Source organism: Brevibacterium sp. VCM10 (assembly GCF_000583215.1).
In the GTDB taxonomy this organism is placed as follows: Bacteria; Actinomycetota; Actinomycetes; order Actinomycetales; family Brevibacteriaceae; genus Brevibacterium; species Brevibacterium linens.
In genome coordinates, this window is the sequence record NZ_JAJB01000025.1 from 20,667 (window position 1) to 34,354 (window position 13,688).

Genomic DNA, 13,688 nt, shown 5'->3' on the forward strand with positions numbered 1-13,688 from the left:
TCATCTGTGAACTTTACCTGGTTGTGCGCCGCCCAGTCGCATGGACAGCGCTGAGCGTGTCCTGGCCCGGTCGTCGAAATCGGTGACCGTGGTGCCCACGGTCTGGCCTGTCTCGTGCCCCTTTCCCGCGATCAGCACGGTCGCGCGGGCGTCTGCTCCTGCGATCGCCTCGTCGATGGCGGCACCGCGGTCGGGGACCTCGATGATCTTTTTCACACGGGCCCGGCCCGCATCCACCTCGGCGTCGATCCCCTGCCTGATAGCGGCGCGGATCGTGTCGGGATCCTCGGTGCGGGGATTGTCGTCGGTGAGAACGATCACATCGGCCTCGCGTGCCGCCGCCTGTCCCATGCCGAAGCGCTTTCCGCGGTCACGGTCGCCTCCGGCGCCGAAGACGATGATGAGTTCGTCGGAGTCGGCGTGCAGGGTCGCAAGCGCCTTCGCGATCGCATCAGGGGTGTGGGAGTAGTCGACGATGGCCCGCGGCAGGAGCTCCGGGTGGGATTCGCGCTGGGCCCGCGGTCCGGAGACGTCGATGATCTCCATCCGTCCCGGCACCGTGGCCGCGAAGCTGCGGCCGATCGCATCGACGTCCGCGGCGCTGACGCCGGCTTCGATGAGCATCGAAGCGGCCAGGGCCGTGTTCGTGACGTTGAAGTCGCCGGGCAGCGGTGAGCGCAGCCGGACGCGCTGGCCGTCGTCGAGGTGGAGCACGAAGTCGGAAACGCCGGGGGTGTGTTCGATGCGCCACTGGCTGCGGTCGTCGCGTCCCAGGGTGCGCACCGGCACCTGCGCAGCCTCGACCATCCGCTCACCCCATTCGTCTTCGACGACGATCACGGCCTGATCGGAGAAGGTACGGGTGAACAGCTGCGCTTTGGCCTCGAAGTACTCCTCCATCGTGTTGTGGAAGTCGAGGTGGTCCTGCGAGAGGTTCGTGAACCCGGCGACCCGGAAGTGCGCCCCATCGACGCGATGCTGACTGAGCGCGTGGGACGAGACCTCCATCGCACAGGTGTCGACCTCGGCCGCGCGCATCTTCGAAAACAGGGCGTGCAGTTCGGGAGCTTCCGGTGTGGTGCGCACACTGGGCACGGTGTCGCCGGCGATGAGGATGGCGACGGTGCCGATGACGGCGGTGCGGTGCCCCAGCGCCTCGAGCATCCCATCGGCGAGGTAGGTCGTCGTGGTCTTTCCGTTCGTGCCGGTGACACCGATGAGCTCCGGCGCCGAGGTGGTCCCGTAGACGGCGGCGGAGACGAACCCGAGCACGGCGCGAGGGTTTTCGACGATGAGAGCGGTGACGCCTCCGAGCAGCTGCCTGCCGGCCTCGTCCGCGCTCAGCGCCTCGGTGATGAGCTGCCACCCCGCGTCGTCGGAGAGGACGGCGTCGACCCCGCCGCGGATGAGTTCGGGGGCGAATTTCGCACCGTGGACGTTCGCGCCCGGCAGTGCCGCGTAGAGCTGGCCGGGTGAGACCGCTCGCGAGTCATGGGAGACTCCGGTGACCTCTGTCTCGGGGTCGCCGTGGAGGGTGCCGGGGGCGATCGGCAGCAGCTGTGAAAGACGCATCATTTCCATTCTCGTGCAGGCAGCTCGGGTTTCTCGGTCGACGGGGGGATCTTCAGGTGCCGCATCGCGAAGCCCGCGACGTCGGAGAACACGGGGGCTGCGGCCTGCCCACCGTAGTAGCCCTTTCGGGGCCGCTGCAAAGTCACGGAGATCGCCAACTGGGGGTCTTCTGCCGGCAGCACTCCGACGAAGGAGGCGGTGTACCCGTCGTAGCCTCCGCCCTCGGCCGCCGGTGCCTGCGCGGTGCCGGTCTTGCCGGCGACCCGGTAGCCCGAGACCTGGGCGGACTTGCCCGTGCCTTCGGCGACGACGCCTTCGAGCATCCGCAGGGTCTCGTCGGCGGCCTTCTCGCTCACGACCCGTTCCTTCTCGCCGGCCGGGGTGGAGATGGTCCGGCCGTTCGGGGTGATCATCCCGTCGACGAGTCGGGAGGGCACGTGGACTCCCCCGTTGGCGATGGTGGAGATGACGTCGGTGGTCTGCAGTGCGTTCGCGGCCACACCCTGACCGAACATCACGGTGTACTTCGTGCGTCCGTCCCATTCCTCGTACGGGTGGAGGATGCCTGCGGTCTCGGCGGGGAAGCCGATGCCAGAGCTGGAGCCGAAGCCGAACTTCTTCATGTATGCGTAGCGCTGGGCCTCGGTGAGCTCTTTTCCGGCGAGGATGGTGCCGGTGTTCGAGGATTCGGCGAGGATCCCGGCGAAGGTGAGCTTTTCGTCGGGGTGGTCGTGGGAGTCGCGGAACTCTTCGTCGTTCGGCGCCGTCCACGTGTCCGGGACGGTGAATTCCTGTTCGGGCGTGACGAGCCCCTGATCGAGCAGTGCCGCGGCGGTGACCATCTTCGCGGTCGAACCCGGTTCGAAGATGTCGGTGAAGATACGTGAGCCGCGGTCGTCGCCGTCGACCTTGCCCGGTGAGTTCGGGTCGACCGTGGGAGCATCCGCGGCGGTGATGATGCGTCCCGTCTTGACCTCCTTGATCACGATGGATGCCGATTCGGCTTTGTGCTTCTTCCGCTGCTCCTCGATCGCCTGCTGTGCGTAGTACTGCAGGTCCGGATCGATGGTCGTCTGCAGACCCTGGCCGTCGACGGCGTCCTTCATATTGTTGTCGCCGAGCGGGATGATCTCTCCCCGTGCACCGCGCTCGTACTGCTGCTGGCCGTCCGTGCCCGACAGCTCTTCGTCGTAGGCCATCTCGAGCCCGGCCTGGGCCGTGCCGTCGGAGCTGAGGAAGCCGACGAGGTTGCCTGCGACGCCGCCGGCGGGGTACGACCGCACCGCGTATTCCTCGGCGGAGATGCCGAGGACTCCGAGCTTCTTGACCTCACGCCAGGTCTCTGCGGTCAGACCCTTTGCGACAGGGTTCCAGCGTTTGTCGCCGACGAGTTTGGGGTAGAGCACACCGGGATCGGTCTTCAGCGGTTTCGACAGGGCTTCGGCCGCTCCCCACGCCCCGACGAGTTCGCCGTCGACTTCGTACTGGGCGACGTTCTGCTGGTCGACGACGAGCTGGTAGCGGGAGACGCTGTCGGCGAGCACGGTGCCGTCGGCGGCCAGGATCTGTCCGCGTTCGGCCGGCAGCGTCCGGGTGACCAGCCGGTTCGACAGTGCCTTCTCCGCCAGCTTCATCGAGTCCATGCCCTGGATCGACACCAGCCGGACGGAGGTGATGAGGAGGACGAGGACCGAGACTGCGGCGATGAAGCCCATCCGCAGACGCAGATTGGGGCCATCGCCCTTGCGCTTCCTCTTCAGTCGGGTTGTGGTTGAGCCCATTGCTTGAGTCCTCGGTCCTTGGTGTGGTCGGCGAAGGTTTCGGTCAGGCCGTTCCCCGGTCCCGGTGAGCTCGGACTACTTCGGTGCCTCCTGGCTCGGAGCCGCCACGTCCTGGCTCGGGCTGCCCCCGACGACCGGGAGCTTCTCATCCGATCGTAGATTGGGTCGGATGTCATCACGTGTATCGGCGCGCGGGCCGGGCACGACTGTGGGCTCTTTCTCACCGCTGACATCGATGCCGGGGGCGTCGATGAGCTTTCCGGTCTTCGAATCGAGGAATTCCGGTGAGGAATCCCTGACGAGGCCGAGTTCCTCGGCGGCCAGGGCGATGTTCTGCGGGGACTCGCGGTACGAGTTGTCCTCGACGAGGCGGTCCTTCTGTTCGGCCAGGTCTTCCTTCTGACTCGTCAGCTGGTCGACCTTGTAGGAGGTGTTGGCCACGAAGATGTTGAGCAGCAGCACGGCCACGACGGTGGCCAGGAGGATCCCCACGCACAGCATCGAGAAGGGCAGACGGGACTTCGGCAGTTCGAACTTGAGCAGCCGCAGCTTCGCTCCGCCCTGCTGGCCACCGGCCTCTTCGAGCCGGCGGAAGCGTTCGGTGAAGTGGGGCTGACCCGCGGTCGCCTGAGAATTCCTCACGATCGTGCCTCCCTGATCTTCTGCACTGCCCGCAGGCGGACGCTCGCCGCCCGCGGGTTGGTCTCTGCTTCGTGTTCATCGGCCATTTCGGCGCCCCTGATGATCTCTGTCAGCCAGGGCTGGTGCTCCTCGGGGACGACCGGCAGGTCCGGCGGCGCCGAGGAGGTCGTGGCCGCCCGGAAGGTCTTCTTCACGATCGTGTCCTCCAGCGATTGGTAGGACTCGATGACGGCCACTCCCCCGACGTGCAGCGCCTCCAGGGCCGCAGGCAGCGCGGTCCGCAGCACTGCGAGTTCGTCGTTGACCTCGATCCGCAGGGCCTGGAAGGTGCGTTTGGCGGGGTGGGAGCGCTTCTTCGTCTGCGGAATCACTCGCGAGAGCATGGCCGCGAGCTGGTCCGAGGTCTCCCACGGGGTGTGGGCCCGGTCGGTGACGATGATCTTCGCGATCCTGCCGGCCAGCTTCTCCTCGCCGTATTCGCGCAGGATCCGGCGCAGCTCGGATTCGGAGTAGGTCGCCAGCACTTCTGCTGCGGTGAGTTCCTGAGTGCGATCCATGCGCATGTCCAGGGGTGCCGGTCGGGAATAGGAGAAGCCGCGTTCGTCTTCGTCGAGCTGGAGGGAGGAGACTCCCAGGTCGAGCAGGATCGCGCTGATCGCTTCGATGCCGAGGTCGGCGAGGACGTCGGGCAGCTCATCGTCGACGGCGTGGACGATATCGGTGCGATCGGCGAAGGGGGCCAGACGTTCGCCGGCGATGTCGATGGCCTGCAGGTCACGGTCGATGCCGACGAGGTGGACATCGTCGAAGGCCGTGAGCACGGCTTCTGCGTGCCCGCCCATCCCCAGGGTGCCGTCGACGACGACCGGGGTGAGTCCGGCGGTCCGAGCGGCTTCGACGCCGACGCCGATGAGTTCGACCACGCGCTCCAGGAGCACCGGTACGTGCTGCTGAGATGTCATGCGCGAGTCCTTCGTGTGGGTGTGAGTGTCGGGGGCGTGTGCGCTGCTGGAGCCAGAACCTTGACCGCCGTGGCCCTGCCACCGGGGAAGTGTGTCAGGACGTCCGAGCTTCGGAAACGGGGAAGTTCCCCGAAACTCGAGCACGGCGGGCAAGGATCAAACCCGAGCAGAATCAGATCACTCCGGGGATCACCTCCTCCTCGCGTTCGGCGAAAGCCTGCTGAGCGCCGACGAGGTAGTCCTCCCAGGTCGGTGCATCCCAGATCTCGACCCGATTGCCCATGCCGATCACTGCGACTTCCCGATCAAGTGATGCGTACTGCCGCAATATGTTCGGGACCGTGATGCGTCCCTGTTTGTCCGGTTGTTCCGCAGATGCCGCCGACAGGAACACACGCTGGTAATCGCGGGCTTCCTTATTCGTCTTCGGCGCGTTCTGGATTCGCGCGTGCTCGGCTTCGAACTCCGTGGTGGGGAACAGGGTGAGGCAGTTCTCCTGGCCACGGGTCAGAACGAGTCCGGGCGACAGCTCCTCGCGGAACTTTGCGGGCAGGATGAGGCGACCTTTGTCGTCGAGCTTCTGCATATGAGTGCCCAAGAACATGTCGTCTCACCCCTTTCGAAACCCATCGGCTCCGATAGCAACCACAGTACTCCACTTCCCTCCACAGATTCCAGCTTTTCGCCCTACCGATGCTCCGGACCAATTGTTTTCCCAGGTCAGACAAGTGGAGGAAAGTGGGGAAAATTTCTCAGAGGCGCGTCGCGGGAGTGTCGGTCGCGGGGAGAACGGAGGGTCCGCCGAGGCGGTGGGCCGCCTCGGCGAGGACGATGAAAACGGCACAGATCCGCGAGAATCCGGGGATCGCAGGCGATTTCCCGCACCGAGGTGGAGGCGAGTGGGGAGGAAAGTGGAGGGTCCGCGTGGAGGAAAGTGGGGAAGGTGGTGGGGAGTGGAGTGGGGATCGCCTCGGGGAGCGGATGGAGGCGGGGAGGGATGGGCAGCGGCGAAGCTGAAAGAAACTCGTGTGGCTGGGGTGCCGCCTTTCAGGGACAATGGAAGGTATGTCGACCAGCCAAGAAGGTACACAGACCAATTCCGTGATCGGCGCCGAGCACATCGAGTGGGTGCAGAATCTGACCTCGCGGGCACGCACAGCGATGAACGCGGTCCTCGAGGGCAAGGATGAGGCCGTCGGGCTCTCGCTCATCGCTCTGCTCGCCGGCGGACACGTCCTCCTCGAAGACGTCCCCGGCGTCGGCAAGACCCTGTTGGCCCGTGCCATGGGCAAGGTCGTCGACGGCTCCGTGCGCCGTATCCAGTTCACGCCGGACCTGCTGCCCACCGACGTCGTGGGCGTGAACCTGTTCAACCAGGAGACTCGCCACTTCGAGTTCCGGCAGGGCCCGGTGTTCGCGAACATCGTCATCGCCGATGAGATCAACCGTGCGTCCCCGAAGACGCAGTCGGCGATGCTCGAGTGCATGGCGGAGGGCCAGGCGACGATCGACGGGCAGACCTATCCGATGCCCACTCCGTTCATCGTCGTCGCCACTCAGAACCCGATCGACATGGAGGGCACCTACGCTCTGCCCGAGGCGCAGCGCGACCGCTTCCTCACCCGCATCTCCCTGGGATACCCGGCGACGTCCGATGAGGTCGACCTCTTGGACAACCAGATCCAGAACGATCCCCTCGAGGCCGCCGCCGCGGTGACGAACCTCGAGCAGATCACTCAGGCGCGCACGATCGTCCGCCACGTCTCGGCGAGCCGGGCGCTGCGCGAGTACATCGTGGCGATCCTCCATGCCACCCGCAACGATCCGGCGATCCTGCTCGGCAGCTCCCCGCGCGGCGGTGTCCACCTGCTGCGTGCGGCGAAGGCGCGCGCAGCCCTGTCGGGTCGCACCTTCGTCACTCCCGACGATGTGCAGGCTCTGGCTCCGTACATCCTCGCCCACCGCATCATCCCCCGCGACGGAGACGACGCGGAGCTGGCTGCCGACCTCATCGGTCGGGTGCTCTCCCGCGTGCCCGTCTCGACGAACCAGTGACCACATGCGACTGAGCACTTCGGGAATCATCTTCGTCCTGGCCGGGGCGGCCCTCATCATCACGGCCTACCGCTTCGCGCTGCCCGGTCTGCTTCCGGCCGGTCTGCTGCTGCTCGGCCTGGTCCTGCTCTCGGCGCTGCTCATCCTGTGGGGCACCCGGCGGGTGTCGATCACGATGAGCACGAACCTCCACGAGGTGGCGCTGTCTCCTTCGGGAGACCGCTACCCGCTGGCCGCCGAAGGCAAAGAGGTCGAAGTCCAGGCGCACGTGACCAATATCGGCCAGCTCGCGATCCCTGCCGCGACGATCGATTTCACTCCGGCCGAAGGGTTCGGCGACTCCACCTCCGGTGATGTTCCGGCTCTGGCCCACGGGGCATCACAGACGGTGCTGACGTCGTTCACCCCCAATCGCCGCGGTGTCTCCGGAATCGACTCGGTCCTCATCACCGTGTTCGGCCCCTTCGGCCTGGTGAAGATGAAGAAGAAGGTTCACGGGGCCTTCCCCGTGGCCGTGTCCGTGCCGATCCTGCCCGCGCGCATCCCGCAGGATTCGTCGATCCGGCCCGCCCGCCTCGACGACGGCAAGGTCCGCACCGGTCATACCACTCGGGACTTCCACACACGTGAGTACGTGCCCGGCGATGACCTCCGGCACGTGCATTGGCCCTCGACGGCGAAGTCCGGCGAGCTCATGGTCCGACACGAAGCCGATGAGGAGACGCTCCATTCGCTCATCCTCATCGACCTCGTCGCCGATGAGGGCGCCGAGGAGCCGAGCGATCTCGAGATCGAGTTCCTGCTGGCCGCGGCGACCGCGGCCGGAACCGCGTTCCTCAAGGCCGACTACGAGGTCAACGTCGTCGCTCCCGGACACCAGATCAGATTCAAAGGAGCTCGCGAGATCGACAAGCTGCGTCTGCTCTCCGCCCTTGTGCGCCCGGGCAGGGTCGAACTGCCCTCACACGACAACCCCAACCACATCGTCATCTGCTCCGTCGGCGATCAGCGCGGGCAGGAACTCGCCTCGCACTTCTCCCGCCGCGTGCCGGTGACTCTGCGCACTCTCAGCGAGATCGACGATCTGACGATGCTCGGTCTCAGCGAGGACCTGCCGGAGTCGTGGACGACGTTCGAGTCCAAGCGCTCTCGCAGCGGCACCGGTCGGACCTCGGCCGAACCCGGACCGGGAACTGCCGGCGCCGGAGCCTCTGCGGCTCCGGGCAGCGCGAGCTCGACTCCGCAGGGGGTGCGCCGATGAGTCTCGATACGCCTGACGCCCGTCCGCGCGGAGCCGATTCCGGACCTCCGGCACAGGATCACTCGGCGCCGGTGTCGACGAGCGATGAGCGGCCGAGCACCGGCTGGCTCGAAGCGATCGTCGTCTTCATCGCCATGGCCCTGACCGCTCTCGCCGTGTCGGCGGTGTTCAGGGACTTCGCCTGGTTGCCGCCCGTGCTGGTCGCCGTCGCCGTCGTCGTCATCGTCGGCGCGGTGTTCCGCACCGTGCCGGTGCTGCGGTCGACCGGCACCGCGGTCATCGCCCAGTGCGTGGCCGGCCTCCTCGCGGTCTTCGTCGTCTGCGCCGGGGATTCGCTGCTGCTCGGGTTCATCCCGACCGGTGCGTCCTTCGGGACGGTGATCGATCTGCTCTCCGAAGGGGTCAGCGACCTCTATGCCACCGCTCCCCCGGCGGCGAGCACACCGGGATTCATCGCGATGCTCACGATCGCCTTCACCCTCATCACGATCCTCATCGACGGTCTCGTCTCGGATCTGCGGGCGCCGAAGGTCGGTGGCGTGCTGCTGCTCGTGCTGTGGATGATCCCCGTCTACTTCGCCGCTCAGGAGGTGAAGTGGTGGCACGTGGTCGCCATCCTCGCGGCATTCCTGCTGCTCATGCTCAGCCCGTATCTGCCCGCGACCCGATGGCGGGGAGGGATGACGGCGATCCTGGCCGGAGCTCTGGCTCTGGCGATCGGCATCGGCCTGCCCGTTCTGCTGCCGCCGGTGCCGACCCTGCCCGATCGGGCATCGAAGGGCCAGGGAGATCTGACGGTGACGAACCCGTTCCTCAACCTGCGCCAGAACCTCGGCGATCGTGATGATACGCCGCTGTTCAGTTATCAGACGACGGATGAGGACGCGGATCCGATCCGGTTGACCTCGATCGATGACTTCGACGGCGAGAACTGGGCACCGAGTCCATTCAGCCTCGATCCCTTCGCGATCGCCAGCGACGGCATGCCGTGGCCGGCAGGGCTGCCGCGGGACAAGAACTTCACGGAAGAGACGATCAGCGTCGCCGTCGGCGACAACTACGATCAGCAGTACCTGCCGTCTCCGTATGCTCCGCAGCAGCCGAAGGATCTGGGTCGCCGGTGGATCTTCGACGAGAAGACCCTGACGATCGTCGGCAACGGTGAGAAGACCGGTGGTCTGCAGTATTCGATGGACTATCTGTCCCCGAATCCCGATGTCGCGGATCTGCAGTCGGCGACTCCGGTGTCCGAGAGCGATTTCGAGACCGAACTCGCCGTCCCCGATTCCCTGCCGACGAGCGTGAAGGAGACGGCAGAACGAGTCACCGCCGATGCAGAGAACCAGTGGGAGGCCGCGGTCTTGCTGCAGGCGTACTTCCGCGGCGGCGATTTCGAGTATTCGCTCGATGCTCCCGACCGGGCCAGCGGCGATGCGATCTCGGACTTCCTGGCCGAGAAGAAGGGCTACTGCGTCCAGTTCTCCTCGGCCATGAGCATCATGGCCCGGACGATGGGGATTCCGGCCCGCATCGGTGTCGGATACGCCGGCGGAGACGAGGCCGAGGACGGCACCGAGGTGAGCATGCAGGATTCGCATGCCTGGCCGGAGCTGTACTTCGAAGGCGCCGGCTGGGTGCGCTTCGAACCCACCCCCGGCGGGCCGGCCGGCGATCCGCCGAAGTGGACTCTCGCCGATGGTGCCGGCCAGCAGGAGGACAGCGAGGAGTCGGAGTCGGCGAGCCCGAGCGAAGAGCCGACCGAGTCCGCCTCACCGACCGGTGGCTCCGAAGGGCCCACCGAGGAGGAGACGAGCACTCAGGCCGCGGAGCCGGCCGGTTCGGATCTCGGCACCGTCGTCGGCATCGCAGTCGTCGTGCTCGTCCTGCTGCTGCTCGCCGCACTGCCCGCGATCTGGCGTTCGATCCTGCGCTCACGCCGGACGAAGGATCCGCAGAACCTCGAAGCGGTGTGGACAGAGGTCCGTGCTCTGGCCACCGACTACGGGCAGAGCTTGGATTCGAGTCGGACTCTGCGCTTCAACGAGCTCGTGCTCGCCGGTGCCGTCCCAGCGGCCGGAGCTGCCGGTGGCGCCGGCGGCGGGGGTGCCGATGCTTCGAGCTCGGCCGGTACGGATGCCGGCTCCACGGCGCCGGAGATCGATTCGGACACCGGCGAACCGACGCGAAAGTCCGCCGCCGAGGCGGCTGCCGGTTCCGGTGCCGCCGGGCAGAGCGCAGAAGGCGCCGACTCCTCGACGTTTGATCGTTCGGATGAACGGCTGCGACGTTTGAGCAGTCCGGCTCCGTCGACACCGACCGAGACGGGCCGTGATGATTCTGCCCTGGGAGCGTTCGTCGATGCTCTCGAAGCCCAGCGCTACGGTGCCGCGACCGAGTCTCTCGACGACTCCGAGGTGCGTGCGCTCGTCGACGAGGTGAAGACGGACCTGTCGGAGCGAGCCACGCCGGGCGGTCGGATCTCCGCGAAGATCTGGCCGGCCAGCTTGTTCAATCGTCCCAAATGACGATGAGCTGACGATCCTGGCCGATACCTGACGATCCTGGCCGGTGAACGAAGAGGCGGTCCTGCGGGGCCGCCTCTTCGCTTCCGCATCCTCCACGACAGGCTCGCCCCGCGAGGCGGCTCGTCGCAGAATCCAAGAGCCTGGGAGCTCAGTGCGAGAGCGTGGCACCTCAGTGCCCTGCCGCGTGTTTCGCGTCCTCTCGATCGAGTGCACGCAACGCGAGCAGTCCGCGCACGGCGGCGATGGGCTTCACCAGCGGATGTTCTCCGAATCGGTAGTCTCCCCCGCGGACCAGTCGTCGTGCCAGGTCCGGGCGCATCTGCCACAGGTGGTCGCGCGCCTTCTCGGCATGGTGGGAGTTCGAGACGATGCTGATCGTTGTGGCCGGGGTGAGTTCGCGATCGATGATGGGGATCGCGTTGGCGATGTTCTCCCACGTCGTTGTGCTCTGCCCCTCCAGCACCGTTCGACCGGTGAAGCCGAGTTCGTCCCGGGCGAAGCGTTCGAGGATGAGCCCCTCCGACGTTCTGCCCGCGACGGCTCCTCCGCAGAAGATGAGGAGGCTCGACCGCGCCCTCGGATCGATCGACCGCAGACCCGCGCGGACCCGGAATCGATTGATTCCGTTCGGCCGCTGCCCGCGGTTGGCATATCCGAGGACCACGATGATCTGGTCGCTGCCCGCCGTCCGCAAGGTCGCTGTGTGACGACTCGCGCACCGACCGCTGCGGCGCCTGCGGGGATCGGCGACATCACAGTCTCCCAGTCGGCGGTGACTCGATCGCCAGTGGGCCGCCTCGGCGAAGACGAAGACACCGGCACAGACGGCGAGGACTGAACCGGCACTCACCAGCACGCGGACCGGCATTGAAAAAGGCACCCTCATATCGAGAGTGCCTTGATCGCCGAGACCGGGTTCATTCGCCGCGTTGGCGCTTCTCCCACCGGTCTTCCATCCGGCTCATGAATCCGGAGCTGCCCTTGGCGCCGGCCTTGCCTCCGGAATTCCGAGAGTCCGTCCGAGTCGTGTGCACATGACCGGGACGGCTGAACGCCCAGTACATCCCGGCGACCATGAGGCCGAACCCGACGACGCCGAGGGCGATCCACCAGACGGAGCTGGAGACGAGCGAGATCGCGAGGATCGTCGAGGCCAGTCCGGCGAGAGCGACGATGATGCCGAGGACGAAGCGCTTGGCGGAGAACCCGGGACCCGTGGCAGCGGCCTGGGTTTCCGAGATATTCCGCGCAAAACGAGGGTCTTCACTGCGCAGCTGCTTCTCCAGTTGATCCAACAGCTGCTGTTCGTGATCGGAGAGTGGCATCTCGAACCCCCGTTTCGCTTCTCAAGTCCTTCACTCAATCATAGTCTCTGAGGCCCGAAAAAACATCTCCGCAGGCTGTCAGGAGCCGGATTCCCACGGGGTCTTCAGACTGTGCTCCCGCTCACCCGCTCTCAGGCCTCGGGAGGCTTGCGCAGAAGCGAAGCCTGGGAGATCGCTTCGCTGCCGAACCGGCGTCTCACCTCGTCGAGGGCGACCTCGGCGTCGCGTCCGGAATGAACTGGTTCGTCCAAGGTGGCCTGTCGTCCCGTGACGGCGAAATCGCTGAGGCCGGCAGCCCTGACTCCGAGCAGTCTGACGCCCTGAGAGCGCTGCTCGCGCAGCGTGCGCAGAGCAGGGCGCAGGGCCTCGTACATCTCCCTGGCCAGATCCGTCGGAGCCGCCAGGGTCACCGACCTCGACAGGGTGGTGAAATCGCCGAGGCGGTACTTCAGTCCGAGGCTCGTGGCCACCTTCCCCTCCGCACGGACCCGATAGGCGACCTTGTCGGCCAGACGCAGCAGTTCGTGTTCGAGCACAGCGATGTCCCAGATGTCCTCACCGAAGGTGTTCTCCGCACTGATCGAGTGTTCTCTGGCCTGCTGGTCGAAACCGGAGGAGTCCTGTCCGTGGGCGGCCCTCCACAGCTGATGGCCGTGGGCACCGAAGACGCGTGCGGCCCAGTCCTCGTCCACGGCGGCGAGGTCGCCGATGAGACGGATTCCGTAGCGGGAGAATCCTGCCTGGGTCTTCTCCCCCACTCCCGGCAGAGCTTCGATCGGCATCGGGTCGAGGAATTCCTGGGTCGCAGCCACGGGCACGAGCAGCTGACCGTTCGGTTTCGCCCTGGTCGAGGCGAGTTTGGCCACGACCCGGCTGACGGCGATGCCGACCGAGGCGCTCAGTCCGGTCCGCTCCCGGATCCGGGCACGCAGCTGGGTGGTGATCTCCACCGGAGAGCCGAGTCGTCGCACGGCTCCGGCAACGTCGATATAGGCTTCGTCGACACTGACCTGACGAACATCGGGAGTGACCTCGGCGACGAGATCGAAGACCTGGCGGGAGTAGGAGGAATACAGGCCGTGGGAGGGTGGGATCACCTCGGCGATGGGACACAGATTCATGGCCCGCGACATCGGCATCGCCGCGTGCACCCCGAACTCGCGCGCTTCATAGCTGGCCGAGACGACGACTCCGCGGCCGCTGCGCCCGCCGACGATGACGGGACGGCCGACGAGGTGCGGACGGCTGAGCAGCTCGACGGAGACGAAGAACGAGTCCATGTCGAGGTGGAGCATGGTGGCACCAGCGTCGTCCGTGCCCAATCGGCTCAGATCACCTCCGGATCGTGCCAGCTGCTTCCGACTCATCGCCTGCCCCTCGCGTTCGTTCCTTTCGGCTCCGCCGAACAGTCCAGGTACTCTTGAAACATGGTATCGCGCACCGCTGTCATGACACTGCCCATCGTCGCCGCTCTCGCTCTTGCAGGCTGTTCGGGAACCGATGGAAACACGGCCGAATCAACCCCTTCGGCCTCCCCGGAGACCTCGACCTCCGCAGCCTCGGCC

At 66.3% G+C, this 13,688-nt stretch carries 12 protein-coding genes; 4 read left to right on the forward strand and 8 right to left on the reverse strand.

The features are described from left to right. The 5 genes from AD89_RS0107420 to mraZ form a co-directional block, all read right to left on the reverse strand. On the reverse strand, positions 1-1,572 hold the full coding sequence (locus AD89_RS0107420; protein ID WP_081770371.1) for a UDP-N-acetylmuramoyl-L-alanyl-D-glutamate--2,6-diaminopimelate ligase: 1,572 nt from the start codon (positions 1,570-1,572) through the stop codon (positions 1-3). Continuing rightward, positions 1,572-3,353 carry a peptidoglycan D,D-transpeptidase FtsI family protein gene (locus tag AD89_RS0107425; protein ID WP_025777972.1) on the reverse strand — a complete coding sequence of 594 codons (1,782 nt, stop codon included), beginning with the start codon at positions 3,351-3,353 and terminating at the stop codon, positions 1,572-1,574. The genes AD89_RS0107420 and AD89_RS0107425 overlap by 1 nt, the downstream gene beginning before the upstream one ends. A 75-nt stretch (positions 3,354-3,428) precedes the next feature. Continuing rightward, positions 3,429-3,995: a hypothetical protein gene (locus AD89_RS0107430; RefSeq protein ID WP_025777973.1), complete on the reverse strand. Its 567-nt coding sequence runs from the start codon at positions 3,993-3,995 to the stop codon at positions 3,429-3,431. Next, positions 3,992-4,957: a 16S rRNA (cytosine(1402)-N(4))-methyltransferase RsmH gene (gene rsmH, locus AD89_RS0107435; protein WP_025777974.1), complete on the reverse strand. Its 966-nt coding sequence runs from the start codon at positions 4,955-4,957 to the stop codon at positions 3,992-3,994. Before rsmH ends, AD89_RS0107430 begins: the two co-directional genes overlap by 4 nt. Before the next feature lie 172 nt (positions 4,958-5,129). Next, the gene (mraZ, locus tag AD89_RS0107440) at positions 5,130-5,561 is read right to left on the reverse strand and encodes a division/cell wall cluster transcriptional repressor MraZ (RefSeq protein ID WP_025777975.1); all 432 of its coding nucleotides are present in this window, start codon (positions 5,559-5,561) and stop codon (positions 5,130-5,132) included. A gap of 461 nt (positions 5,562-6,022) precedes the next feature. Here mraZ and AD89_RS0107445 point away from each other — a divergent pair, with 461 nt between their 5' ends. From AD89_RS0107445 to AD89_RS0107455, 3 genes are read left to right on the forward strand one after another with little or no spacing between them, the layout of a single operon-like run. Then, on the forward strand, positions 6,023-7,012 hold the full coding sequence (locus AD89_RS0107445; protein WP_025777976.1) for an AAA family ATPase: 990 nt from the start codon (positions 6,023-6,025) through the stop codon (positions 7,010-7,012). Positions 7,013-7,016: 4 nt separating this feature from the next. Continuing rightward, on the forward strand, positions 7,017-8,273 hold the full coding sequence (locus AD89_RS0107450; protein WP_025777977.1) for a DUF58 domain-containing protein: 1,257 nt from the start codon (positions 7,017-7,019) through the stop codon (positions 8,271-8,273). Then, entirely contained in the window at positions 8,270-10,798 is a 2,529-nt protein-coding gene (locus AD89_RS0107455; RefSeq protein WP_025777978.1) for a transglutaminase family protein, read from the forward strand. Before AD89_RS0107450 ends, AD89_RS0107455 begins: the two co-directional genes overlap by 4 nt. A 169-nt stretch (positions 10,799-10,967) precedes the next feature. On the opposite strand, the gene AD89_RS18290 is transcribed toward AD89_RS0107455, so the two are convergent. After that, the gene (locus AD89_RS18290) at positions 10,968-11,492 is read right to left on the reverse strand and encodes a YdcF family protein (protein WP_231488523.1); all 525 of its coding nucleotides are present in this window, start codon (positions 11,490-11,492) and stop codon (positions 10,968-10,970) included. 9 nt (positions 11,493-11,501) lie between these two features. Here AD89_RS18290 and AD89_RS20465 point away from each other — a divergent pair, with 9 nt between their 5' ends. Continuing rightward, positions 11,502-11,636: a hypothetical protein gene (locus tag AD89_RS20465; RefSeq protein WP_269320679.1), complete on the forward strand. Its 135-nt coding sequence runs from the start codon at positions 11,502-11,504 to the stop codon at positions 11,634-11,636. Between the two features lie 79 nt (positions 11,637-11,715). Here AD89_RS20465 and AD89_RS0107465 read toward each other — a convergent pair whose 3' ends face one another. After that, positions 11,716-12,123, reverse strand: a complete 408-nt coding sequence (locus AD89_RS0107465; RefSeq protein WP_025777980.1) for a DUF3040 domain-containing protein — start codon at positions 12,121-12,123, stop codon at positions 11,716-11,718. A 131-nt stretch (positions 12,124-12,254) separates the two neighbouring features. Continuing rightward, the gene (gene dinB / locus AD89_RS0107470; RefSeq protein ID WP_025777981.1) at positions 12,255-13,490 is read right to left on the reverse strand and encodes a DNA polymerase IV; all 1,236 of its coding nucleotides are present in this window, start codon (positions 13,488-13,490) and stop codon (positions 12,255-12,257) included. Positions 13,491-13,688: the final 198 nt, after the last annotated feature.